This is a genomic window from Nonomuraea sp. NPDC051941, from assembly GCF_044593615.1.
This window is the reverse complement of the sequence record NZ_JBIUCF010000007.1, coordinates 211,646-235,706: the sequence shown is the minus strand read 5'-3', so window position 1 is coordinate 235,706 and position 24,061 is coordinate 211,646. Positions and strand designations below refer to the sequence as shown.

Here is a 24,061-nt window from a genome sequence, read left to right as displayed (position 1 = left end):
GGCTCTCCACCCAGGCTTCCGCCGCTCCTCCCGGTAAGACCCGAAAGACCAGGCGGTCCCCCACGCCCACCCCTAGCGTGCACGGGCGCATTCCGAAGCCGATGCGGGCCACCCACGCGGCCAGCCCCCACCCCTGGCGTACACGGGCGCATTCGTGAGGTCGTCGCAACACAGTGGTCACTGACTGGCGACGGCCAGGACAGCGAGGCAACCGGGTTTCCACGTTTCGTCATGCTGGCGGAACGCGCAAACCCATAGCCGAGAAAGCTGTGGTGTCAGCTCGTCTGCAGGGCTTCCGCCGTCAGGGTCGGCACCGACGGGTGGCTGGGCGGTCGCAGGTAGACGATCGCGAGGTCTGCTCCGGCTTCGGCGAACGCGCGCGGCGGCCGCTGAGCAGGAACGGCTTGGCCTCGATCCAGGAGCCCGCCGCGCCGAAGGCATCAGGGGCGAGGGCCGAACACCGGGGTCCAGGCGGTGTGCAGGTGGCCGTCGCGGCCGGGTCGCCGTCGTGGCGCACCTGACAGGAGAAGCCGTGGCGCACCTGACAGGAAAATCGGATGCCGGACGGGTCCCGCCCCACATCAGCGCAGCGGGAATGAAGCACCTCGCGTACGCGGCGAAACTGCTCGATCGGGCCGATATCGAAGTTCCAGTGCTGGGCATGGCGCGCTGCGGTACGCAGCATGCGCTTTCGCCGCTGCCGCCAATATCGAGCGGCGGATGGGGCCGCTGAACCGACATCGCAGCCAGAGCCGGCAGCCCACCCAGTGGGGCGGATGGAGGCGCTGAACCGGCACCGCACGCCAGAGCCGACAGCCCACCCAGTGGGGCGGATGGGACCGCCGAATCGGCACCCCAAGCGGAGCCGACGGCCAACCTAGTGGGGCTCAGTTGGTCAGGAGTTGTGATCGTCGCTGGGGAGGGAACGTGGAGGAGGGGGTGATTGGACGACGGGAATGCAGACACGGTCCCGCCCCAGCTCCTTCGCCCGGTAAAGCGCCAGGTCAGCGGCCGCCAACAGGTCGATCAGGTCGTCCCCGTGCACGCTCATCAACGCGACCCCCGTCGAAATGGTCACCCTGACAAGGGCGTCGTCGACGGGGATGGCCATGTGGCCGATGCGGGTGCGGAGGCGTTCGGCCACCTGGCGGGCCTCGTGGATGTCGGCGCCAGGCAGGAGGACCACGAACTCCTCGCCCCCGAACCGCCCCACAACGTCGTAGTCCCGCAGCTGGCTGCGCAACGTGGACGCCACCCCCACCAGCACCTGATCGCCGACCAGATGTCCGTAGGCGTCGTTGACCCGTTTGAAGTGATCGATGTCGATGATCAGGAGCGCCAGGGTTTCGCCCGTCCGGCGGGCCCGGACGATTTCGGTGTCGGCCTCGCGCTGCCAGGCGGCGGCGTTCAGCAGGCCTGTCTTGGCGTCTGTACGGGCTGCGGCCTGGAGCTGGGCGTGGAGGAGGCTGCGCTGCAACAGCACCACTGGCGGCAGCGTCAGGATCAGCAGGGCCAGGTTGAGTCCGCAGCAGATCGAGACCGTCACGCCCAGGCAGAGCTCGACGATGTCCAGCAGCACGCTCTCCCTGTCCCACAGGACCTCCCGCCACGGCATGTCGGGGTCTGCGGTGTGGGCGGCGATGGCGATGAGAGCGATGTTGAGCAGGGAGAACAGCACAGCCGCCCCGACCGCGCAAAGGATCGGCGGGCCGCTCCCGAGCGACAGCACCCACGGGTCCTCGATCACCCAGTGGAACGTGACGGACGCCGCGCACCCGGCCAGACCGATGGCGGCCGCGCTGAACACCCGCCGGTAGAGAACGGTCGCGCGCACGCGTACCTGGAGCAGAATCTGCAGGACGATCGGCGCGAAAATGGCGTAAAGCGGCGGCAGAAGCAGCGCAACCGGCAGCCACCACGCCGACAGCAGGTCTCGCGAGACGCCGGCGGGCATGCCCAGCCGCCGACTGGCCTCGATGCAGACCGCGCCGCACGCCATGAGAGCACTGAACGTGACCAGGTCCCACCATTGGAAGACGGTGGTCACCGCGAACACCATGATCGCGGCAAGGTCGAGAGCGACGATCGCACACAAATAGATCACGAGCGGGCGACGTTGCCCGAGCAACGGCCAGCGGCCGGCCAAAGTTGACACACCGTCGCGAGACCCGATCGAGGCGTGACTGGTCGCCGCCATCTCGTCTCCTCCCTAACTAACGATGTGTAACACAATAATTGCGGAGTGTGCGATGTGCGATGGGAACGGATACGTTGGCACTGACTACACACACCTGCTCATGCCGCGAGTGGGTCGTGTTGGACAGCCGTGCCGGAAAGGAGCAGCCATGGTGCGGGGCGTGACCTGGACCTGACAGATGCTCTAGCCATCTGCCGCGGACAACACACCATCGGCCGCCCTCGGGGGTGCCAGTCAAACGGGCCACGGCCGGTGCCCCCTCCCCCCTCCTTCCCCTCCACCCCAGCTTCCCCCTAGACCTCAGTTTTCCCTTTCGCCTCAACTTTCCCCTTCACCACGCCCTTCCCCTACACCTCAGTCTTCGCCTACTCCCTCTTCGCTCGCCTGACTCTCCAGTGCCCTTCCCCGTTGCATTTCTCGCTCCGATAACCGCGTCCCGGATTTCTCCTATCGCGGCCATGGCCTCGGCATATGCCAAGACGCTGTCCTTCTCCGGTTACTGCCGTCGCAACTCATTCGCGAAGGCTTTCCCTCTGTCGCTGCAGCCGCGCACTCCGCTCACTACGTATCGCCCCCTATGGCTTCTGTCGCAGCAGCTCCACTCGCGAGGACGTCTCCTGCCGCAGCTCCGCTCACGCAGACCTCGCCTTCTGCGGTTGCTGCCTCGTGGCTCGCTCTTCGGGAGTCGCTCGTCAGCGTCCGCCCCCCGGACGTGAAGGGCACCGGTGGGCGCCGCAAACCGTCGACCCCACCGCCGGGTCCGCCCCCTGGGCGTGAGGGACACCGGTGGCACCGCAGACAGTCGACTTCTCAGTTGGGTCCGCCCCTTTGGGCGTGTGGGGCACCGGTTGGCCGAGCGGTGCCCCTTCGTGTGCTCCTACGCCGCGGCTCGTTCCTCCAGCACGGACTCTTCGGCATCGCCGTCTTCCTCGTCGACGCCCACCTTGCTCGTCGTCTCGTCGGTCTCGGGGCCCAGGAAGCGGACCGTGTGGTCTCCCGTGCTCGGGGTGCGCCTCTTGCCGCTCGCCTCCCCTGCGGAGCGCATGATGTTGTCCTCACCCTCTGAGGAGTCTGCGGTGCTGGTGGCTTCTCCTGATCGCAGGGTGTCGGCCTCGGGCTCCTGGGTGTGTGCCGCGTCGTCCGATCCCGAGATGCTGGGGAGATCGCGGTCGGTGCTCAGGGCGTGGAAGGGGTTCTGTTCGGGGGTGGAGCCGGAGCGGGGGAGGTTTCGGAAGCTGCGGGTGCCCATGGCCCAGTCGCGGGTCTCCTCGTCCAGGCGGTCGCGCATCTCCTTGCTCATCGAGGTGACTCCGGAACGGTCCGGCTTGGCGAAGACGCCGGTGCCCCAGCGCAGGTCGTGCCCGACCGCGCTGGCCTCTATCTCGGGCACGAAGCGGCGGTCACCTTCCGGGCCGAACTCGCGGATGCGCAGCTTGCCGGAGACCACCACAGGGTGTCCTGCCCGGATGGAGGAGGCGACGTTGTCGCCCAAGGTACGCCAGCAGCGGACCGTGAAACACACCCTGTCGCCGTCCACCCATTGCCCTGCCTTCTTGTCGAAGTAGCGGTGTGAGGAGAACACCTTCAGTGAGGTGACCCTGCTGCCGTCATCGAAGCTGTACTGCCTCGGCTCTGCTGCGACGTTGCCGGTGAGTGTGATGTAAATGTCGTTCATCCCGTGCCTCCCATGCGGCGGGCCGGCTGCCCGCGATCTGGGATCAGGGTGCCGGGAGTGGGCTTGGGCACGAGCTCTGGAACGGGGTTCTGTGGATGAGCGGGGCTGTATGGGTTGAGGCTGTGGATGAGAGGGTTGTTGGCGGTGAGGCCTCTGTGGGCAATGGGCCTTTTGCGCGAGAGGAGGCTGTTGGTGGTTATCTGCCGTGGGGAAGCTGCTTACGGTGGAGGTGTCAGCCCGCCCGACCTACGGGAATGCTAAGGGCTGTCGGCGTATTCGAGCCGTTGCGTGCCGGCACAAATGACCGTAGGACGCGGGCCATCTGACCGAAGCTCGAAGGTGCCGGTTGGCGGTGCACGCAGCTGCATCTGACCACAGCGAGCGGGCGCAAAAGGCCGTAGGACGGGCGCAGGCACGGCCAGCCGTGGCAGGCAAGTGTCGAGGATCAGGGCTGTGGCTGGCGAGCGCATCCGGCCACAGTGCGTAAGTGCCGAGAGCCATGACTCGCCGACGCATCTGGCCGCAGCACGCAAGCCCGAACGCGGCTGTGGGACACGGCCCCGAACGGGCGTAGCACGCGGACCCGCATGGCCGTTGAGCGCGTCCGGATGGCCGTGGGACGTGGGTCCGGATGGTCATAAGGACAGGAGCGAGGCGGGCCCTGGCCGGTGGAGGTGTGGAAGGTGTGTTGGGGCGGGGGGAGGGTCAGGGGGACAGGTCGCGTAGGGCTGTGTAGAAGGCGTGGTGGCGGGTCAGTTCGCGTTCGACCGGCTCCACGACCATCGTGGTCGACACGGCGGCCACGCGACGGCGCATCTCGCGCTCCAGACGCTCCCGCTCCCGCGAAGCCCCAAGTTCCACGAAGTTGCGGGAGGCGATGCCCGACAGTGCTCCCAGGCCCAGCACCGACGCCATCATCAGCCCCACCCACGGCAGCGTCGCGCTGTCGCCCAGCAGTTCCAGGGCCGGAGGAAGCTGTCCCGGCATCAGCAGGCCCGCGGCCAGCCAGGCCAGGCCGGCGACGAAGGCGACCACCAGGACGTACTGCCACACCTTGAGCGCGCGCCACCACCCGGGTACGCGGTCGAGCTGCGGCGCGATCTCCGTGAGGTCCTCGGTGAGGGCCTGCGGGAGCTGGCTGGAGCGGGAGCGGGCCGCCTGGTGGACCCCGGTGCGCCACACCGGGTGCATCCCACCGGACAACCCGTCGGCGAGTGCCTGTACGGCGTTGGCGACCTCGGCCGACTGCGCGCTCACCGAGCCGGTCGTGATGCCGCGGATCTCCTCCCCCAGGTCCTGCAGGCGCAGGCTCCTGAGCGGGTCCGAGCGGAACTTCGAGAACCACCGCGGGTACGGCCAGCCCACCCAGTGGCTCGACCGCTCGGCGTAGACGTTCTCCATGGCCTCACCCACGGCCGGTACGCCCACGGCGTCGCACAGCGCGTCCGTGAGCCCCATCCGGCGGGCCTCGTCGACCGAGGACGGCGCCGACAGGGCCTCGCCCAGCGGCATGGCCTTGCTGAGGCGCTGCTCCAGCCGGTGCAGGTCGGCCTCCAGCTTCTGGATGGCGGCGCGCCTGCGGGCCACCGCGGTCGCGATGACGCTCCTGAGGCTCTCGATGCCGCGGCCCGTGACCGCGGAGGTGGGTACGACGCTGGGATGCTCGACGCCCTCGCGGCGCAGCAGGTCGTTAAGGTCGATGACCAGCTCGGCCAGCTCTTCCTTGGTGAGCCTGTCGGCCTGGTTGAGCGCGAACACGGTCACCGCGTCATGCCCGGCCAGCTCCGTCACGTAGCGGCGGTGCGTGGACGCGTCAGCGTACTTCTGCGGGTCGAGCACCCACACCACCAGGTCGGCCAGGCCGATGAGCCGGTCGGCCTCGGTGTCGGTGAGGGCTCTGATCGAGTCGTGGTCGGGCAGGTCGAGCAGGATCAGCCCGTGGAGCTGGCTGTCGCCCTTGTCGAGCGCGCTGGCCCGGGAGAAGCGGTGCCGCCACTGGATCTGCAGCCAGTCGAGCAGCGGGCCGGCGCCCTCCAGCCCCCACACACAGGCGTGCGTACGGGCGGTGGTCGGCCGGCGCACGCCGGTGGGCGACAGCTCCAGCCCCGAGATGGCGTTGAACAGCGACGACTTGCCGCTGCCCGTGCCGCCGGCCAGCGCGACGACGGTGTGCTCGGAGGACAGCTTGAGCCGGTCTCCGGCCTGCGTCAGCAGCGTGTTGGCCTCGGTGAGCAGCTTCTTGTCCAGCCGCCCGGGGCCGTGCTCCACCACCTTGGTGAGCGCGGACAACCGCGGAGCCAGCCCGGGCCTGGTCGCCATGGTGGTCATCGGGCGACCTCGAGGTTGTACGTCGCCTGGTAGAGGCGAGTCGCCACGGACTCGTCCGGAATGCCCGCGGTGTCGAGGGCTTGCACGTAACGCATGGATTCCTCGTCGAACAGCATGCCGATCCTGGCCCGCAAATCGCTGAGCGCCTTGGCCCCGATGCCACGCAGGGACTCCGCGCCGAGCAGCGCGTTGACCAGCCGGTGCGGCACCCCTTCGCCGTTGGTCCCGCTGAACATCGCGACCGTGAAGATCAACGAGAGCGAGTCGGGATCGAACGACACCAGCTTCGACACCGACCGTTTGGCCACGCCGTCGGTGCGTACGAGCTCGCTCAGGTGCTCCTGCCACGACGCGATGGCGCGACCGGCGTGACGTACGAGATTGTCGGAGGGCCTGTCGAGGCCCTCACCGAGCTTGGCGCCCAGCTCGGAACGGTGCCGCCAGCGCGCGACCACCTCCTCGGTGGCGCGGTTGGCGGCGGCGACGATCACGGCCTCGAGCCCGGCCCGGATCGCCGCCTTGAACGCCAGCACCCGTTCCGGCGCGTGTTTGTCCGACCGGCCGCGTTTGCGCACCTGGAGCGAGCGCACGAGGTCGCCGGAGCCCGCGAAGTCCTGCCAGCGGGCCAGCACCTCACCGTGCAGCAGCGAGCCGTTCTTCGACGCCTTGTCGACCTCGCCGAGCGCGCCCCGGAAGGCCGCCTCCACGTCGCTGCGCAGCTCCGTCCTGAACGCGACCTGCCCCTCCAGGTGCCTGGCCAGCGCGGGTACGCGGGTGCGGAAGCTGTTGAGCACGCCGTTGAGCGTCTCGCGCACGGCCTGGGCCCTGCGCTCCTCGTCGACCGACAGCTCGGCCAGCCAGAGCCGCAGGTCGGTGACCTCGCTGTCGGGCAGCCTGCCGTCGGTGACCTTCGCCTCGTTGATGACGAATCTGTCGATCTCGCCCAGGCCGTATTCGGTGAGCATCCGTACGAAATGCTTCAGAACCACCTCAGTCGACCGGGGCTGCACCCGCGACAGCACGATCGCGAGCCGGGCGCCGCGCTCCTTGGCCAGCTTAAGCAGGTTCCAGGCGGGGGCGTCGGCGTAGCGGGCCGCGGTGGTCACGAAGATCCACAGGTCGGCGGCGTCGAGCATGCGGTGGGCGACCTCGTGGTGCTCCTCGACGACCGAGTCGATGTCGGGGGTGTCGAGCAGCGCGACGCCCTGCGGGAGCTTCTCCGTCGCGACCACGACCATGCTCCGCGTCCCGGCTTCCGGGGCGGGCTTGTCGAGCCGCTGGAGGCTGGCGAGCAGCTCCCCCTCCGCGAACCACTTCCGGTCCTCCGGGTGGCAGACCAGCACGGGGGTGCCGGTGGTCGGGCGGCGTACGCCGGTGCGCGAGACGTTCTTCTCGGCCAGCGTGTTGACCAGGGTGGACTTGCCTGCGCCGGTGGAGCCCGCGACCACGATCAGGGCCGGGGCGGCGCTGGTCCTGACCCGGGGGAGCACGTAGCCCTCCAGCTGGGCCAGCAGCTCGGCCTGCGTCTGCCTGGCCTCGTCCGCGCCGGGAAGGTCGAGGCCGAAGCGCAGATCCGCGACGCTCTCCCGGAGTGTGCCGAGGGCCGCCGTGAGCACCTTGGCGGCCTCGGCGGGCAGCGCCTCGCCGCGGCCCGACTTCTCCTCGGTCGCCGCGCCGCCTCCGGGCTTCTCGCCCCTCGCCGGCTCCTGGCCCTCCTGCGGCTCCGCGCCGTCACGGGGTTCGTCGCCGTCCTGCGGCTCTTCGTGATCACGAAGCTCATCGCCGTCGCGGGGCTGCCGCTCGGCCTCCGGCTCGTCGCCATCCGCCGGCTCGGGCTGCGGTAGCTCGTCGCCATAAGCCCCGTCGGCCTGAGAATGCTCGTCGGCCTGAGAAGGCTCGTCGATCGCCGGCTCGGCCTGCGACTCCTCATCGGCCGCCTGCGCGCCCTGAGGCTCCCCGGAGGCCGACTCCACGTCCTGAGGCTCTCCGGAGGCCGTCTCTACGCCGTGAGGCTGCTCATCGCCCGGCTCGGCGTCCTGAGGCTCGTCGTCCTCCGTCGCCACGTCGTCCTGAGTCTGCTCGTCGAGTGTCGCCGGCCCGTCCATCGACGACGCCTCGGGCTCCTTGGACGGGTCCTCCGTGGCGAAGGCATCGAAGGGCGGCTGCTCGCCGCGCGCCTCCTCCCCGTCAGATGGGGGTACGGGCGGCGCCTTGCGAGGCCCTGGACCGCCGAGCGCGGCGGGCTTCACGAAGAGGGAAGGCCGCTCCACGGGATCGCCGGCCTCCTCAGGCACGTCGTCGTCAGCCGTAACCGCCTCCGCGGGCTCCTCCGGCGCCGGTGGCCCCGTGGAAGGCGCGGCAGCCTCCCGCTCCCCCGGAGCCGATGGCTCGGGAGCCGCGGGCTTCTTCCGCGCCTTCTTCGTGCCGAAGGCATCGAAGGCGTCGTCGCCCTGGACCTCTGTCAGGTCCTCGTCACCCACCGGGCGAAAGCTCAACGTCTGCTCTCCCGGTGACTCCTGCCGCCCATCATCCATGGCCGTGTTCACGGCAAGCGCTCCGCTCGAACCATCTCGACCTCCTGGCCGACCCTCACGACGTCGCCGACGATGACGATCGCCGGCGGCCGGATCCCAGCCGCGGACACGCGGTCGGCCACGGTGGAAAGGGAAGCGGTGACCGCCCGCTGGGTCGGAAGGGTACCGTCCTGTACCACCATTGCGGGAGTCTCCGGGGGACGTCCGTCTCGGATGAGCGCTTCTGCCACCTTCGCCAGCCGCTCGACGGCCATCATCAGCACCAGCGTGCCCTGGGAACGGGCCAGGGCGGGCCAGTCGACGGTGGACTTGGGGTCGTCGGGCGCGACGTGCACGGAGATCACGTGGAACTCCTGGCTGACGCCCCGATGCGTCACCGGCACCCCGGCCGAGCCGGGCACCGCCACGGCGCTGGTGATGCCGGGGACCACCAGCACGGGGATGCCGGACCGGGCGCAGGCGATCATCTCCTCGCCGCCGCGCCCGAACACGAACGGGTCGCCGCCCTTGAGCCGGACCACGAACTTGCCCTGTCTGGCTCGATCCACGAGCAGCTCGTTGATGGTCTCCTGGGAGAGCGAGCGGCCGTAGGGGACCTTGGCGGCGTCGATCAGCTCGACGTCGGGGGCCAGCTCGTCGAGCAGGGCCCGGGGCGCGAGCCGGTCGGCGACCACCACGTCGGCCTGCGCGAGGAGCTGCCGCCCCCGCACGGTGATGAGGCCGGGATCGCCGGGTCCGCCGCCGACGAGCGCCACGCCGACCGGTTTGGTGCGGTTGCGCCGGGCGTCGACCGTGCCGTCGCGCAGAGCTTCCACGACCGCGTCTCTGATGCCGGCGGCCCTGCGCGGGTCACCGCCCGCGGTGACGGCGACGTTGATCTCGTCGACGCGCCCGGTGGCGGGCGTCCAGGCGGCCGAGGCGTCCTTGTCGTCGGCCCGCACGCACCACACGCGTTTGGCCTCCGCCTCGGCGGCGATCGCCGTGTTGACGGATCTGTCGTCGGTGCAGGCCTGTACGAGCCAGGCACCGTCGCAGTCGCCGACCTCGTACGGCCGGTCGTGCCAGGTGACCCTGCCGGCGGCGATCAGGTCGTCGAGCGCCGGCGTCACACTCGGCGACACGATCGTGACCTCCGCACCGGCCTCTAGCAGCGCGGGAACCCGCCGCTGTGCGACGCGCCCGCCGCCCACGACGAGGACCCGGCGGCCGGAAAGCCGCAGGCCGAGGAGGTAGGGGCCCATGGGGGGAATCTCCCGTTCGCGATGGTTCTGTGTTAGGACGTAAACCTACCGGCTCCGGAAGCGTCATTTGCTGCGCACGGGTCAACGACCGTCGAGAAGGGGCTGCCGCGGGTCCCAGCGAGGCCCGCCCTGAGCATCCTTCCGGCGTCTGGCCATCGCTGAAAGCGCTTCAAGGATAACCCGGTTTCCCAGGTAGGCGGTGATGTCCGCGTGGTCGTACGGCGGCGCCACCTCGACCACCTCCATTCCGGCCACGGGCAGTTCGTAACAGATGCGGCGAACGGCATCGAGCAACTGCCTGGCGGTCAGTCCCCCGGGCTCGGGCGTGCCGGTGCCGGGAGCGTGGCCGGGGTCGCAGACGTCGATGTCGACGGACAGGAAGATCTGGTCGCATTCGTCGAGCGCGATCGCGAACGACTCCGTCAGGCACTCTTCCAGCCCACGGGCCACGATCTCCGTCATCTCGTACGAACGCATGTTCTGAGCGGCCATCCAGCTCAGCGTCTCCGGCTCGGGCCAGTAGCCGCGCAGCCCGATCTGCAGGAACCTGTCGCCCCGGATGGCCTCCGACTCGATGAGCCGCCGCATCGGCTGGCCGTGGCCGTAGAGGTGGCCGAACGCGATGTTCCCGGTGTCGGCGTGCGCGTCGAAGTGGATCATCGACGTACGGCCGGGCGCGTACGCCCTCGCGGTGCCGCGGGCGTCCGGCAGCGCCACCGTGTGGTCGCCCCCGAGCACCAGCGGGATCGCCCCGGAGGCGGCCACGCGGTGCACCGCCTCCTCGATCGCGGCCAGCGAGCCCTCGACGTCGCCCGAGTAGCACTCGACGTCACCGGCGTCCAGCACCCGCAGGTCGCGCAGGGCGTCCACGCGCAGCGCCAGGCTGGGCCTGGAGCCGTCGTGCGGCAGGTAGCAGGCCTGGCGCAGCGCCATCGGGCCGAACCTGGCGCCGGGGCGGTTGCTGGTGCCTCCGTCGAAGGGGGCGCCGACGATCACCACGTCGGCGTCCTCGTAGGAGGCCGGATCGTTGACGTCGCACCGGTCCACGCCCAGGAACGTGATGTCAGGACCGTACATGGGGCCGTAACGGGACACCGCTCACCTCCAGTGCCTCCATCATCACACGGTCTTTTCGGTCACTCCCGCCGAATCGAACGTCGCCACGTCATGCATCACGCGTACGGCCGCGCAGACCACCGGATACGCCAGCAGGCCGCCCGTGCCCTCCCCCAGCCGCAGCTCCAGGTCCACCAGCGGGCGCAGCCCGAGGTGGGCGAGCGCGGCGGCGTGGCCGGGCTCGGCCGAGCGGTGGCCGGCGATACAGTGGTCGAGCGCGGCCGGGTCCAGCGCGGCGGTCACGAGGGCGGCGGCACCGGCGATCACGCCGTCGAGGATCACCGGCACGCGGGCGGCGGCGCCGCCCAGGATGAAGCCCGCGATGGCCGCGTGCTCGAACCCGCCGACCGCCGCCAGGGCGCGCAGCGCGTCGCTGGGCGTGGCCAGGGCTCCCGACAGGCCGTTCGTGCGCAGGGCCTCGCGGACGATGCCCACCTTGCGGTCGAACGTCTCGTCGTCGATCCCCGTGCCCCTGCCGGTCACCTCGGCCGGGTCACGGCCGGCGAAGACGGCGATCAGGGCGGCGGAGGCGGTGGTGTTCGCGATGCCCATGTCGCCGGTGATCAGGCACCGGGCTCCCGACGCCACCAGGTCGCGGGCCACGCCGATCCCGGCCTCCAGCGCCCTGACCGCCTGGTCGACGCTCATCGCGGGGCCCTCGGACAGGTCGGCGGTGCCGTACGCGATCTTGTGGTTGACCAGGTTGGGCGCGTCGGGCAGGTCGGCGGCGACGCCCACGTCCACGACCGTCACGGACACGCCTGCCTGGGCGGCGAAGGCGTTGGCGACCGCGCCGCCGGACAGGAAGTTGGCCACCATCTGCACCGTGACCTCCTGCGGCCACGGGGTGACGCCACGCGCGTGCACGCCGTGGTCGGCGGCGAAGATGGCCAGCGCCGCGGGCTCGGGCATGGGCGGCGGGGTGGCACCCGCGGCGCCCGCGAGGCGTACCGCGATCTCCTCGAGCGCGCCCAGCGAACCGCGGGGCTTGGTGAGGCGGTCCTGGTACGCGCGGGCCTCGGCGATGGCTCGAGGATCCGCGGGACGGATCGCGGCGAGCGTCTCAGCGAGCACGGCAAACCTCCACTTACGGGACGAGTTGGAGCGCTTCCTCATATCGGTCGATCACGACGTCGGCCAGGGTCTCACAGTCGCCGATCACCTCGGCGCACCGGATGTCGAGATCGGGGTGTCCCGCGCCGTACGCCAGCGCCTGGGCCCACACGCGCTCCAGCATGCCACCCGCGAACAGCAGGTACGGCACCACGATCACGCGCTTGGCCCCGAGACGGCGGCAGCGCTCGAGCCCGCCGGGCACCCCGGGCGGGGTGACCGACACGAACGCGGTCTCGACGGTCATGAAGTCGTAGGCGTACGTCTCCCAGAACAGCCGGGAGACCCGGTGGATCTCGGCGTTGGCGGTCGCGTCCGTCGAGCCCTCGCCGACCAGCACGACCGCCGTCTCGCCGGGCTCGATGTGCACGGGGTGGTCCTCGACGGGCAGGGAGTCGACCGCGCGGAGCCGGGGTCTGGCTCCCACGAGCTCCAGGGCGCGCGGCTTGGAGATCTCGGCGGCGGCCTCGTTCAGCCGCTCGGCCAGCAGCCCCAGCACGCGCGGGTCGGGGCCGAGGGGACGGCCGTAGTCGTACATGAGCGTCGGATGCCGCTTCTGCTCCAGCTCCATCGCGGCCGGGAACTCCTCGCTCATCCTGCTGAGGCTCATCGGCAGCGCCACGAGCCGGTGGTGCCCCTTGGCGACGAGGGAGGCGACGGAGTCGCTCAGCCGCGGAGAGGCACGTTCCAGGTAGCCACCGGACACGTCGGCGCCCGTCTGGTCCAGCCGGCAACGCAGCCGGTGTACGAACCTGCCGAACTCCGCGGCGTAGGCGTCATCTTGTGAGCCCTGCCCGATCAGCAGGAGCGGCGGCTTCATTGTGAGGGAATCTCCGGTGCGTTAGACAAAGACAGGCGAGGATAACCGATGCGCCCCGGTAGGGAACAGGTCACGCTGTGTGCGCGGGGGTCGCATGCACGACGAACACGGGGTCGGAGGCGGTCAGACGGTGGGAGCCGTCGGGGTCGAGCGTCAGTCTAGATGCCAGGATCTGGGTGCCCTCGCCACGGTAGCCGTGCTCGCGCAGCCGTTGGAGCACGGACGTGACCTGCTCGACCTTCCTGAGCGAGCACACCAGCGTCCGCGGGCCGCGGGCGGCGCAGGCCACCACGACGTCGGGGCCGCCGCCGCCCACGTAGACGGCGTCGGGGTCGGGCAGCGGCTCCAGCGCCGGCGGCGCCTGGCCCCTGGTCAGAGCCACTTTGACGCCGTGCTTGAGCACGTTGGCGCGCAGCCGGGCGCAGGACTCCTCCGCGCGCTCCACGGCGACGACGGCGGCGCCCATCCGCGCGCACTCGACGGCGATCTCGCCCTCGCCCGCGCCCACGTCCCAGACCAGGTCGCCGAGCCGCGGGCCCAGCTTGGCCAGGATGAACGCCCGCACCTCCGGCGGCAGCGCCCCCTCGAACGGCAGCGCCCACTCGGCCGGGCCCGGCTGCGCGCCCGCCAGCCAGCCCGGCTCCTTGGGCTGGTGCAGCGGGTCGATGACGAGGACCACGTCGGGGTCCTTCCACGGCCTCGTGGTGGCCTCGCCCATGCGGCTGTGCGTGACCCGCTCGTCCGGACCGCCGAGGTCCTCGCAGACGATCAGCGCGCGGGGCGTGGTCGGCGCCAGCTCCCTGGCGATCTCGCCGGGACCGACGCCGGGCGCGACCAGCAGCGCCACCTTGGGATGGGCCCGGCAGGCGTTCACGACCCGGTCGATCTGGCCCGGGCCGGACGGGGCCACGACCAGCGCGTCCTCCCAGTTGAGCCCGGCACGGGCGAAGGCGCGGGTGATCAGCGAGATCGCCGGCACCACCTCCGGTTTGAGGCCATGGGCCCGCAACGTGCGGACGACACCGAAGAATCCGGGATCGCCCTCGGCGACCACGACCGCGGGACCTTCTCCGTGTTCGAGGTGATCGTCCAGAACTTCGAGCAGCGCGTCGTCGGCCGCGGTCGGCGCGGAGAGCCTGAGCTGCCCGAGCACGGCGTCGGGGCCCACGACGAGCTTCGCCTCGCGCAGCTTGTCCACCGCCTTGGCCGAGAACTCGTGCCCGTCCCACCCGACCACCGTGATCATCACGCCTCACCGTCCTCACCTCAAGGGTGACGGCTGCGATCGGGTTTCACAAAGGGTACGAAGGTCAGTCCGGTGTGCCCTCAGGCCAGGTCGGACGGGATGAGGCTGTAGACGATCACGTCCTGGCCGCCCAGCGAGGACCTGGCGACGCCTTCGCGGACGAAGCCCGCCTTCTCCGCCACCCGCTGGGAGGCCGTGTTCGTCGCGAGGGCGCGCAACTGCAGCCTTCTGAAGCCCTGCCGCTCGAACAGCCAGCGCGCGATCGCCACCACGGCCTCGCCCGCGTACCCGTTGCCGCGGGCCCACGGCGCGGTCATGTAGCCGATCTCGGCCGACCTGTGGGCCCAGTCGACGTCCCTCAGGTCCACATTCACGGCGAACCGCTCGGTGTCCCGCTCCACGACCGTCCAGGTGATGCCCGCGCCCCTCATCCGTATTCGTTCGGCCGTGCCGACGGACGCCCGCGCGTGCTCCTGCGTGTAGTCGCGCGGATAACCCGTCATGGCCTGGGTGACCGGATCGGCGACGGTGGCCGCCAGGTCGGGTGCGTCCTCGGCGGCCGGCTGGCGCAGCAGCAGCCGCTGGGTACGCAGCTCCGTCCTGGGCAGGGCGTCGGCCTGCCGGCGGCGGTCGTAGGCCAGCAGGCCGAAGATGACCAGGTCGTGCGGCCCGTCCTCGTCCAGCACCGCGTCGCGCAGCAGACCCTCCCAGGTGAAGCCGGATTTCAGCGCCACGCGGAGCGAGGCGAGGTTGTCCAGCTTGGCGGTCAGGTCGACCCGGCGCAGCCCGACGGTCCCGAACGCCCAGTTCACCAGCCCGCGCACGGCCTCGGTGGCGAAGCCGCGACCCCGGTAGAGGGGGTGGACGCCGTACCCGACCTCGGTCGTCCCCGCGGTCCACGAGGTCTTGAACAGGCTGATCGCGCCCACGATGACGCCCTCGGCGTCGACCATGGCCAGATGCAGGCCCTGCCCCGAGCGGCGCAGCTCGTGGACCCCGATCGACAGCCACCGGGGGATGCCGGAGGTCTTCTCGGGGGCTCCGGGCGGAAGGAACCGGGCGCCGGACCGCACGATGGAGCGGATCCTGGCGGAGTCCTTGAGGCTGAACGGCCGCAGTGTCAGCCGTTCCGTGGCGATGCTCACGTCAGCGTCGAACACGTCGGCAGGGTACACACTCGCGATGTTTGCCCCTGAAAGCGGGGGTAGGGGCGCAATTGAGAGGAGTGTGGAGAAGCGGAGGTGGTGAACGGTGCGGCTCGACTTCATCCGCCCGCTGTACGAGCGGCAAGGCCCGTACGCATCCGTCTATCTGGGCGCGTACACCGGGCAGGAACGTGAGGCCCACTGGCGCGGCGTACGGGACCCGCTCGAGAAGGACGGGGCCGACAAGGCCACCCTGGAGGCCCTGGACGAGGAGGTCCAGCGGCTCGTGGCCGGGGAGGCGATGTTCGCCGCCCACGGCGACCTGGTGCTGACCGACTCCCTCCCGAAACCACCGGGAGAGCTGGGCCGGTGGTCCCCGCTGCCGCACGTCACGCCCATGCTCATGTACCGCGGCGAGAACGTCCCGCACATCCGGGTCATCGTGGACCACGCGGGGGCCGAGCTGACGGTGTTCGGCGGCGGGTCGCCGCGCAGGGCCGTCGTGGAGGCGGAGGACTGGCCGCTGCAGAAGACCGCGCAGGGCGGCTGGTCGCAGAAGCGGTACGAGCGGTGGGTGGACGAGACCTGGGAGAAGAACGCCGTCGCCGTCGCGCACGAGATCGACGAGCAGGTACGCCGCATCGGCCCGGAGCTCATCCTGGTCGCCGGCGAGCCGAAGTCGCGCTCGTACTTGCTGCACCACCTCAACACCAGGTCCGCGGACCGGGTGATGATGGTCGAGCACGGCAGCCGCGCCGACCACGGGCAGTTCGAGGAGGACGTGGAGCGGGCGCTCGACCAGTGGCTCGACCGCAAGCGCGCCGAGCTGCTGGGGCGGCACCAGGAGACGTCCGGGCCCACCGGGGTGGCCCGCGTGGCGCACGCGCTGCGTGAGGGCCGCGTACAGGCGATCCTCCTGCCCGGCGAGCTGCCGCGGGAGATCTGGATCGGCACGGGCGGCACCCAGCTGGCCACCGATCCGCAGGAGCTGCGGCGCTGGGGTGTCGGCGAGCCCGTCCAGGAACGCGCGGACTCCGCCCTGGCCAGGGCCGCCGCGATGACGGATGCGGAGCTGTGGTTCTGCGACGGCGTCTCCGACGTGGCGGCCGTGCTCAGGTACTGATGATCACCTCGAGGGTCCTGGGTCCGTGCACGCCCTCGACCCGGTTGAGCTCGATGTCGCTGGTGGCCGAGGGGCCGCTGATCCAGGTCAGCGGGCGCGCCGGGTCGAGCCTGGCGATCGCCTCGGGCACCCCGGCCACGATCTGGTCGGCCCGCACCACGCACAGGTGGTAGTCGGGGACCAGCGTCTGGGCGCGCGTGCCCTGGCCGGGGCCGTGGTCGAGCACGATCGTGCCGGTCTCGGCGATGGCCACGGCGCAGGACGTGATCACGCCGTCGGCCGTGTCGAGGTCGGCCCAGCCGCCTTCCCGGTCGAAGCCGTCGGGGACGATCATGCGGCGTCCCGCGACGGCTTCGTCGATCTTGGCGGGCACCTCGGCGGCGGGGAGCACGTGCACGATGGCCCGGTAGTCGTCCACCCGCTCGGCGAACAGCCCCACGATGTCCTCGACCTGCGGCTCCGTGCGGTAGTGGCGGGGGATCTCGACGTCCGCCGCCCCGGCCACAGCCTTGCCGATCCTGGCGAGGATCTCCTCACGCGCGCTCATTCCGCTCCCACCAGTCTCTGAAGGATTCTTCCGGAATCTCGGGGATGTCCCTGGTGTCCGTCCAGGCCGCCATCGGCCCCGGCAGGCGCTTCGGTACGAGCCCGCGCAGGCGGGTCGCCGCCCTTTGCGCCTTGGCCAGGCGTTCGTGGTCGTTGAGGATCCAGCCCGCGACCTTCATCCCGGCCCGCTCGGCCGCCGCGTGCGGGGCCTTGGCGCGCAGGTCGACCAGGACCTCGGGGATGTCGATGGCGACCGGGCAGACCTCGTAGCAGGCGCCGCACAGGCTGGAGGCGTACGGCAGGGAGGCGTCCAGGTCCGAGGACATGCCGCGCAGCTGCGGGGTGAGGATCGCGCCGATCGGGCCCGGGTAGACCGAGCCGTACGCGTGGCCGCCCGCGCGCTCGTACACCGGGCACACGTTCAGGCAGGCCGAGCAGCGGATGCAGCGCAGCGCCTGGCGGCCCACCTCGTCGGCAAGCACGTCCGTGCGGCCGTTGTCCAGCAGCACCAGGTGGAAGTCCTGGCCCTCGACGGCGCCCGTCCACATGCTCGTGTAGGGATTCATCCGCTCGCCTGTGGAGCTTCTCGGCAGGAGCTGGAGGAACACCTCCAGATCCCGCCAGGAGGGCAGGAGCTTCTCGATCCCGACGACGCTGATGAGCGTCTCCGGGAGCGTCAGGCACATCCGGCCGTTGCCCTCCGACTCCAGCACCACGAGCGTGCCGGTCTCGGCGATCATGAAGTTGGCGCCGGAGATCGCGACCTTGCTCTTGAGGAAGCGTTCGCGCAGGTGGAGCCGGGCCGCCTCGGCCAGCGCGGGTGGGTCGTCGGTCAGGTTCGGCGGGACCTTGGGCATCTTCTCCAGGAAGATCTCGCGGATCTCCGACCGGTTGCGGTGGATGGCCGGGACCAGGATGTGGCTGGGGAAGTCGTCGCCGAGCTGGACGATCAGCTCGGCCAGGTCCGTCTCGTACGCGGTGATGCCCTGCGCGGCCAGCGCCTGGTTGAGCTCGATCTCCTGGGTGGCCATCGACTTGACCTTGACCACCTCGGTCTCGCCGGTGGCCTTGACCAGGCTCGCGACGATGGCGTTGGCCTCGGCGGCGTCCCTGGCCCAGTGGACGGTGCCGCCCGCCCGGGTCACGGCCGCCTCGAGCTGGACCAGGTAGCGGTCGAGGTTGCGGAGGGTGTGGTCCTTGATCGCCTTGCCGGCCGCGCGGAGCTCCTGCCAGTCCGGGAGCTCGCCGACGACGTTCGCGCGCTTGCCGCGGATCGTGTGCGTGGCTTTGCGAAGGTTGTAGCGGAGCTGCGAGTCCTGTACGGCTTTAGCCGCATTTTTCGGGAAATTGCCGGGCATTCCGAGGAAAGTCGCGCTCACTGGTGCTCCTCCGTCGATGCGAGGATCTCGGCCAGGTGCATCGTCCTGACGCCGGTCTTCTGGCGGCTCAGCGTGCCGCCGATGTGCATCAGGCACGAGTTGTCCGCCGCGCAGAGCACCTCGGCGCCCGTGTCCAGGATGTTGCGGGTCTTGTCGGCGCCCATGGCCGCGGAGACGGCCGGGTTCTTGACCGCGAACGTGCCGCCGAAGCCGCAGCACTCCTCGGCTCCCGGCAGCGGGACCAGCTCCAGGCCGCGGACGTTACGCAGCAGCCTGGTGGGCCGGTCGCCCAGGTGGAGGCCGCGGAGCGAGTGGCATGTCGGGTGATATGTCACCCGGTGCGGGAAATATGCGCCTACGTCGTCGACCTTCAGGACGTCCAGCAGGAACTCGGACAGCTCGTACACCTTCGGCGCCACCTCCGCGATGGCCGCCGCCCCCCTGCTGCCCGGCCTGGCCAGCTTCGGGTACTGCTCGCGCACCATGGCCGCGCACGACCCCGACGGCGCCACCACGGCGTCGTACTCGGCGAACACCTCGGTGAAGTGGCGGGCCAGCCGCACGCCCTCCTCGCGGTAGCCGGTGTTGACGTGCATCTGGCCGCAGCACGTCTGGGCGGCGGGGAAGTCCACGTCGCACCCGAGCCTGCGCAGGAGCGACACGACGGCCTTGCCGGTGCCGGGGAAGAGCGTGTCGTTCACGCACGTGATGAACAGGGCGACTCGCACGGCTCTCCTTCCAGGGCCAATGAGAAACCTGCTAAGTGGACTGCCGCAACGGCCTCAACCATGCACGGCGGTGGGGCGGCAGGCCAACGAGCAGGTTTCTTGTTGGGTTGGCCCAACCACAGTATGGTCAGACCATACCGAACCACATCCTTCCGGCCACCATGAGGGGGTCCCTTGGACGACAGCGGCTGGCGTCCCGTCAAGCGAACGCGGACGTTCGAGGACGTTCTCGCACAGATCGAGCGGCGCATCGCCGAGGACGGCCTCACCGTGGGCGACCGGTTGCCCGCCGAGCGCCACCTGGCCGAGCAACTCGGCGTCAGCCGCTCGTCGGTGCGCGAGGCCATGCGCGTGCTGGAGACCCTCGGCGTGGTGTCCTCGCAGGCGGGCCGGGGGCCGGACGCGGGGGCCGTGCTCACCTCGCGTCCCGACACGGCGCTGACCGACCTGCTCAGGCTGCACCTCGGCCTGGCCAGCCTGGAGATGCGCGAGGTCATCGACACCCGGCACATGATCGAGCAGTGGGCCGCCGCCCACGCCGCCGCCGCGCGGGCCGACACCTCCGCGCTCGCCGCCGCCCTTTCCGGGATGGACCGGGCGAAGAGCGCCGAGGAGTTCGTGGAGCACGACACCGCCTTCCACTGCGCGATCGCGGACGCGTCGGGCAACCGGCTCATCGCCGCCATCATGCGCTCGCTACGCGACTCGATGCGGAGATACTCGGTCGAAGCGGTGCAGCGCCTGGGCGACACCTCGATCCTGCGCGCCGACCACGTACGCATCCTCGACGCCATCGACCGGGGCGACGCGGACGAGGCCACCCTGGCCGTCTCCGACCACCTGGCGCACGCCTACCCCTCACTGTTCGATCACTGACGGAGGTCGGCCTGCCGGCACGTGGCGCCCGAGCAGACCGCCATCGCGTCCAGCCGTTGCCGCAATCCTTCGAGCAGCGCGGGATCGGCGGTCGCGGCCAGGTTGCGCAGCTCGTACGGGTCCGCGCGCAGGTCGTAGAGCTGGCTCTCCCCCGTCGCGTACCGGACGTACTTGTACTGATCCGTACGCAAAGCGCGATACGGGGGCACCGGCGTCTGCGCGGCCGACGACGGGTCCAGCGGCCTGGCGAACTCGACCAGCACGTTCCGCCGCCACACCGCCGGCGGCTTGCCCTTCAGCAGCGGCACCAGCGACCGGCCCTCCGCGAACGGCGGCACCGCGGCCCCGCCCAGCTCGGCGAACGTCGGCGCCAGGTCGACCGACGAGCTCAGCTGGCTGACCGTGGCGCCCGCCTTGATGCCGGGGCCGCGCACGACGAGCGGGACCTTGATGGCCTCCTCGAACGGGGTGGTCTTGCCCTGCTTGAGCCGGTGCGTGCCCAGGTGGAAGCCGTTGTCCGACGTGAAGAAGATGTAGGTGTTGTCCAGCTGACCGGTCCGCCGGAGCTCGTCCACCACGGCCCCGACGAGGTCGTCCACGCCGAGCATGGACCGCATCCTGGCGCGGTAGCGCTCGTCCACCTGGTCGACGGTCGCCTGGTCGAGGCCGGGCCGCTCACGCAGCCACTCCGGCTCCGCGCTCACGTCCTCCTGGTTGAACGACGGCGTACGCGGCGCGATCGCGCCCGGGAACGCGTTCGCGTGCCGGACGGCGGGGTTGGCCGGGTTGTGCGGGCCGATCGGCGTCAGGTACAGGAAGAACGGCTCGCCCTTGGAGCCGGCGATGAACTCGCGGGCCTTGCCGGCCAGCACGTCCGACAGGTAGGCCTGCTCGGACAAGCCGTAGTCGTTCAGGGAGCCGTTCTCGTTGAGCCGGTAGTCGTACTCCTCGTAGAGGCGCCGGGTCGGCACGTCCCACTCGTCCCAGCCGGGCGGCACGAACGTCTCCTCGGCCGACCCGCCCGGGTAGTGGTTGAGGTATTTGCCCATCAGCGCCGTGCGGTATCCGGCCTGCTTCATCCAGGTTCCTACCGTAGAACGTTCCAGATCACTGGTATGAAAGCGGTCGAACCCGCCCTCCGGCGGCGTGTTCGTCCACACACCATGACTGTGGACGTACTGGGAGCGCAAGATCGACGATCTCGACGGGCAGCACCAGGAGTTCGTCACGAAGTACCGGTCGAACGAGGTGCCCTGCTGCACGAGTTGCCGGGTGATATTGGGAAAGTACGGCAACGTCCCGGATTCGAGGTCGTCGGCCATCACGAACACGATGTTCGGCCGGGACTCGACCTCGGCCATCGCGGGCCCTGCCGCCAGCAGTAGTAGCAGCAAGCACACGAGTCGACACAGAGCGTTGACCACAGGGTCTGAATACCCCGGAATATCCGCCATTGACACTCACGGCTGTCACAGCCGTAATAGAACTTAATTCCGGAGGTGTCATATGAAGCTCGGCCTGAACCTGGGCTACTGGCAGCGCAACGCCGACGACGCGACCGAATCCGTGCTGGCGGCCGAGCGGCTCGGCTACGACTCGGTGTGGACCGCCGAGGCGTACGGCAGCGACGTCTTCACGCCCCTGGCCTGGTACGGAGCGCGTACGAGCCGCATCAAGCTGGGCACCTCGATCGCCCAGATCTCCGCCAGACCGCCCGTCACGACGGCCATGACCGCCATGACCCTCGACCACCTCACCGGCGGCCGGCTGCTGCTCGGCGTGGGCGCCTCGGGCCCGCAGGTCGTCGAGGGCTGGTACGGCCAGCCGTTCGCCAGGCCCCTGGCCAGGACGCGCGAGTACGTCGAGATCATGCGTAAGGTGTGGCGCCGCGAGGAGCCGGTCACCAGCGACGGCCCGCACTACCCGCTCCCCCTGGCGGACGGCCTGGGCAAACCCCTCAAGCTCATCACGCATCCGCTCCGCGCGGACATCCCCGTCTATCTCGGTGCCGAGGGCCCCAAGAACGTCGCCCTGGCCGCCGAGGTGGCCCAGGGCTGGCTGCCGCTGTTCGCGTTCCCCTCCAAGATCGAGGAGATGTACGGCGAGTCGCTCGCCGGCGCTCCCCCGGGCTTCGACGTGGCCGCGATGGTGATGGTGGTCATCTCGGACGACGTTCGGGCGGCGCTGGACGGCGTGAAGATGATGCTCACGCTGTACATCGGCGGCATGGGCGCCCGGCAGCGCAACTTCCACGCCGACATCATCGGCCGCATGGGGTACGCCGAGGCCGCCGAGCACATCCAGGCGCTCTACCTGGCGGGCCGCAAGGACGAGGCGTTCCGGGCGATCCCGGACGAGCTGGCCGACGGCATCTCGCTCGTCGGGCCGCCCGGACGGATCAAGGAACGCCTGGAGCTCTGGCACAAGAGCCCGGTCACGAGCCTCCTGGTCATGGGCCCGCGCGACGAGCCCTCGCTGAAGCTCATCCGCGACCTGGTGCTCGGCTGACCTCGCGCCCGGGCTAACCCGTACGGCCGATCGGAGTCGAACCCGGCGCCGGTTGGGGCTGCTGGGACGAGAACGCGTGAACCGTGCCGGGCTCGGCGGCACGGGGCACGCGGGCGGCCCGCTGGAGGCGCGTCAGCTCGCGTACGGTCCCCGCGCACAGCAGAGCGGCCAGCGCCGAGCAGGCCAGCTCCGGCAGGCCCACGCCCGTCAGGTCGCCGGCGGAGGAGTCGAGGGGAAGCCGGATCGTGATCAGTGCGAGCATGGCCAGCCAGCTCAGCCACCACCCGGTCAGCAGCGCCAGCCACCTCACCCGGTGGCCCGCGGGCGGCCTGGTGCCACGCCACACCTCGTCCACCAGCACGACGGGCGCCACCAGGTTGTAGCCGGGGACCAGCCAGGCGGCCGCCACGGGGCCGGAGACGGCCGAGCGGTCGTTGGCCTGCCTGGCACGTACCAACCACGTCACGTAAGCGGCCGCCGCCGCGATCGAGGTGCCCGCCACCAGCATCATCAGCACCGCGAACGCCGTCACCGCGCCCACCACGGCCTCGGCGTCGGCTCCCTGCGGACGGCCGCCGAACGCGGCGAGCTGGACGGCGAGGTGGCGCCCGCGGGAGTGTTCGAAGATCACAAGGGCGCCGAGGGAGAGAACCTGGGCGGCAAGCGTCACATATACGGCAGAGGCGGCTCTCGTCGGTGTTGTCTGGTCATAGCGCACGTTGTTCTCCCCCCGGGCCATGCGCTGAGGTTCTGATTCACTTGTATCCCGGGAGCCCCGCTGTTAATCAGCTCACCACGCCGGATTCCCACGCCCAAGCTGCGATTTCGACTCGATTTCTGACACCGAGCTTGGCGAAGATGCTGCCCAGGTGCGTCTTGACCGTCGAGAGCGACACGAACAGCTCCGCGGCCACCTCCTGGTTGGTCCGGCCCCGGGCTATCAGGCGCACGACGTCCAGCTCCCGATCGGTCAGCGGGTCGTTCATGGGGGGCACGGTCCGCCTGGGCTGGGCCAGGTGCTGCAGCAGCCGTACCGTCACCGACGGCGACACCAGCGCGTCGCCCGCCGCGGCCGCCCTGACCGCCTCGATCAGCAGGGTGGGCCCGCTGTCCTTGAGCAGGAAGCCGGTCGCGCCGGAGCGGAGGGCTCCGTACACGTACTCGTCCAGGTCGAACGTGGTGACGATGACCACCCGCAGCGGGTTCTCCACGCCCGGCCCGGCCAGCGCCCGGGTCACCTCGATCCCGTCGAGCTTCGGCATCCGGATGTCGAGCAGGCACACGTCCGGCCTGAGCCGCCTGGCCTCCGACACCGCCTCCGCGCCGTCGGCCACGGCGGCGACGACCTCCATGTCCGGTTGAGCGTCCAAAATCATCTGGAAGCCGGTTCGTACCAGTTGTTGGTCGTCGGCGATGAGAACCCGAATAGTCACGGCCCCAACTCTAAGGATCGGCCGTTCGGCCGAGGCGGAAATGGTCGCACGGC

Annotated in this window: 20 protein-coding genes; 4 read left to right on the top strand and 16 right to left on the bottom strand. The window is 70.4% G+C overall.

Annotated elements, in window-relative coordinates:
- Positions 1-532 precede the first annotated feature (532 nt).
- Positions 533-733: a hypothetical protein gene (locus ACIHFD_RS15325; protein WP_397367406.1), complete on the top strand. Its 201-nt coding sequence runs from the start codon at positions 533-535 to the stop codon at positions 731-733.
- Positions 734-895: 162 nt separating this feature from the next.
- On the opposite strand, the gene ACIHFD_RS15320 is transcribed toward ACIHFD_RS15325, so the two are convergent.
- The 10 genes from ACIHFD_RS15320 to ACIHFD_RS15275 all read right to left on the bottom strand — a co-directional run bounded on the left by ACIHFD_RS15320 (position 896) and on the right by ACIHFD_RS15275 (position 15,430).
- Complete coding sequence (locus tag ACIHFD_RS15320; RefSeq protein WP_350731609.1) at positions 896-2,104, bottom strand: GGDEF domain-containing protein; 1,209 nt, start codon at positions 2,102-2,104, stop codon at positions 896-898.
- A gap of 970 nt (positions 2,105-3,074) precedes the next feature.
- Positions 3,075-3,872 (bottom strand): single-stranded DNA-binding protein, encoded by a 798-nt coding sequence (locus tag ACIHFD_RS15315; protein WP_397367405.1) that lies wholly within the window; start codon positions 3,870-3,872, stop codon positions 3,075-3,077.
- Positions 3,873-4,577: 705 nt separating this feature from the next.
- Positions 4,578-6,200: a YfjP family GTPase gene (locus tag ACIHFD_RS15310; RefSeq protein ID WP_350731613.1), complete on the bottom strand. Its 1,623-nt coding sequence runs from the start codon at positions 6,198-6,200 to the stop codon at positions 4,578-4,580.
- Complete coding sequence (locus ACIHFD_RS15305) at positions 6,197-8,680, bottom strand: dynamin family protein (protein WP_397367404.1); 2,484 nt, start codon at positions 8,678-8,680, stop codon at positions 6,197-6,199. Before ACIHFD_RS15305 ends, ACIHFD_RS15310 begins: the two co-directional genes overlap by 4 nt.
- A gap of 62 nt (positions 8,681-8,742) precedes the next feature.
- The gene (gene cobA, locus ACIHFD_RS15300; protein WP_350731616.1) at positions 8,743-9,975 is read right to left on the bottom strand and encodes a uroporphyrinogen-III C-methyltransferase; all 1,233 of its coding nucleotides are present in this window, start codon (positions 9,973-9,975) and stop codon (positions 8,743-8,745) included.
- Positions 9,976-10,056: 81 nt separating this feature from the next.
- Entirely contained in the window at positions 10,057-11,070 is a 1,014-nt protein-coding gene (speB, locus tag ACIHFD_RS15295) for an agmatinase (protein WP_397367403.1), read from the bottom strand.
- A 24-nt stretch (positions 11,071-11,094) separates the two neighbouring features.
- Positions 11,095-12,165, bottom strand: coding sequence for a nicotinate-nucleotide--dimethylbenzimidazole phosphoribosyltransferase (cobT, locus tag ACIHFD_RS15290; RefSeq protein WP_397367401.1), 1,071 nt, complete (start codon positions 12,163-12,165; stop codon positions 11,095-11,097).
- Between the two features lie 13 nt (positions 12,166-12,178).
- A complete protein-coding gene (locus tag ACIHFD_RS15285) occupies positions 12,179-13,024 on the bottom strand; it encodes a sirohydrochlorin chelatase (protein WP_355200155.1) in 846 nt (281 codons plus the stop codon).
- A 70-nt stretch (positions 13,025-13,094) separates the two neighbouring features.
- Positions 13,095-14,270: a precorrin-6y C5,15-methyltransferase (decarboxylating) subunit CbiE gene (gene cbiE / locus ACIHFD_RS15280; RefSeq protein WP_397367475.1), complete on the bottom strand. Its 1,176-nt coding sequence runs from the start codon at positions 14,268-14,270 to the stop codon at positions 13,095-13,097.
- A gap of 80 nt (positions 14,271-14,350) precedes the next feature.
- A complete protein-coding gene (locus tag ACIHFD_RS15275) occupies positions 14,351-15,430 on the bottom strand; it encodes a GNAT family N-acetyltransferase (RefSeq protein ID WP_397367400.1) in 1,080 nt (359 codons plus the stop codon).
- Between the two features lie 91 nt (positions 15,431-15,521).
- On the opposite strand from ACIHFD_RS15275, the gene ACIHFD_RS15270 reads away from it, so the two are divergent.
- Positions 15,522-16,538, top strand: a complete 1,017-nt coding sequence (locus tag ACIHFD_RS15270; RefSeq protein ID WP_397367399.1) for a Vms1/Ankzf1 family peptidyl-tRNA hydrolase — start codon at positions 15,522-15,524, stop codon at positions 16,536-16,538.
- Here ACIHFD_RS15270 and ACIHFD_RS15265 read toward each other — a convergent pair.
- The 3 genes from ACIHFD_RS15265 to ACIHFD_RS15255 are packed head-to-tail and all read right to left on the bottom strand — an operon-like array spanning position 16,528 to position 19,191.
- A complete protein-coding gene (locus ACIHFD_RS15265) occupies positions 16,528-17,085 on the bottom strand; it encodes a lactate utilization protein C (RefSeq protein ID WP_397367398.1) in 558 nt (185 codons plus the stop codon). The genes ACIHFD_RS15270 and ACIHFD_RS15265 overlap by 11 nt on opposite strands.
- Positions 17,072-18,463: a lactate utilization protein B gene (locus ACIHFD_RS15260; RefSeq protein ID WP_397367397.1), complete on the bottom strand. Its 1,392-nt coding sequence runs from the start codon at positions 18,461-18,463 to the stop codon at positions 17,072-17,074. The genes ACIHFD_RS15265 and ACIHFD_RS15260 overlap by 14 nt, the downstream gene beginning before the upstream one ends.
- Complete coding sequence (locus tag ACIHFD_RS15255; RefSeq protein ID WP_397367396.1) at positions 18,460-19,191, bottom strand: (Fe-S)-binding protein; 732 nt, start codon at positions 19,189-19,191, stop codon at positions 18,460-18,462. The genes ACIHFD_RS15260 and ACIHFD_RS15255 overlap by 4 nt, the downstream gene beginning before the upstream one ends.
- A gap of 174 nt (positions 19,192-19,365) precedes the next feature.
- Here ACIHFD_RS15255 and ACIHFD_RS15250 point away from each other — a divergent pair, with 174 nt between their 5' ends.
- Complete coding sequence (locus ACIHFD_RS15250) at positions 19,366-20,067, top strand: FadR/GntR family transcriptional regulator (RefSeq protein ID WP_397367395.1); 702 nt, start codon at positions 19,366-19,368, stop codon at positions 20,065-20,067.
- On the opposite strand, the gene ACIHFD_RS15245 is transcribed toward ACIHFD_RS15250, so the two are convergent.
- Complete coding sequence (locus ACIHFD_RS15245) at positions 20,061-21,467, bottom strand: sulfatase (RefSeq protein ID WP_397367394.1); 1,407 nt, start codon at positions 21,465-21,467, stop codon at positions 20,061-20,063. The two genes, ACIHFD_RS15250 and ACIHFD_RS15245, sit on opposite strands and share 7 nt — an antisense overlap.
- 106 nt (positions 21,468-21,573) lie before the next feature.
- Between ACIHFD_RS15245 and ACIHFD_RS15240 the strand changes: the two genes are divergently transcribed.
- Entirely contained in the window at positions 21,574-22,575 is a 1,002-nt protein-coding gene (locus ACIHFD_RS15240) for an LLM class F420-dependent oxidoreductase (RefSeq protein WP_350731637.1), read from the top strand.
- Positions 22,576-22,588: 13 nt separating this feature from the next.
- Here ACIHFD_RS15240 and ACIHFD_RS15235 read toward each other — a convergent pair whose 3' ends face one another.
- Together ACIHFD_RS15235 and ACIHFD_RS15230 are read right to left on the bottom strand one after the other, a co-directional pair.
- Positions 22,589-23,245 (bottom strand): DUF4328 domain-containing protein, encoded by a 657-nt coding sequence (locus ACIHFD_RS15235; RefSeq protein ID WP_397367393.1) that lies wholly within the window; start codon positions 23,243-23,245, stop codon positions 22,589-22,591.
- 115 nt (positions 23,246-23,360) lie between these two features.
- Positions 23,361-24,008, bottom strand: a complete 648-nt coding sequence (locus ACIHFD_RS15230) for a response regulator (protein WP_192786983.1) — start codon at positions 24,006-24,008, stop codon at positions 23,361-23,363.
- Between the last annotated feature and the right edge of the window lie 53 nt (positions 24,009-24,061).

What these genes read in the sequence shown, in the direction of transcription:
- ACIHFD_RS15315 (WP_397367405.1), bottom strand. Translation starts at nt 3,872, where the DNA reads ATGAACGACATTTACATCACACTCACCGGCAACGTCGCAGCAGAGCCG.
- ACIHFD_RS15310 (WP_350731613.1), bottom strand. Translation starts at nt 6,200, where the DNA reads ATGACCACCATGGCGACCAGGCCCGGGCTGGCTCCGCGGTTGTCCGCG.
- cobA (WP_350731616.1), bottom strand. Translation starts at nt 9,975, where the DNA reads ATGGGCCCCTACCTCCTCGGCCTGCGGCTTTCCGGCCGCCGGGTCCTC.
- ACIHFD_RS15285 (WP_355200155.1), bottom strand. Translation starts at nt 13,024, where the DNA reads ATGAAGCCGCCGCTCCTGCTGATCGGGCAGGGCTCACAAGATGACGCC.
- cbiE (WP_397367475.1), bottom strand. Translation starts at nt 14,270, where the DNA reads ATGATCACGGTGGTCGGGTGGGACGGGCACGAGTTCTCGGCCAAGGCG.
- ACIHFD_RS15265 (WP_397367398.1), bottom strand. Translation starts at nt 17,085, where the DNA reads ATGAGCGCGCGTGAGGAGATCCTCGCCAGGATCGGCAAGGCTGTGGCC.
- ACIHFD_RS15240 (WP_350731637.1), top strand. Translation starts at nt 21,574, where the DNA reads ATGAAGCTCGGCCTGAACCTGGGCTACTGGCAGCGCAACGCCGACGAC.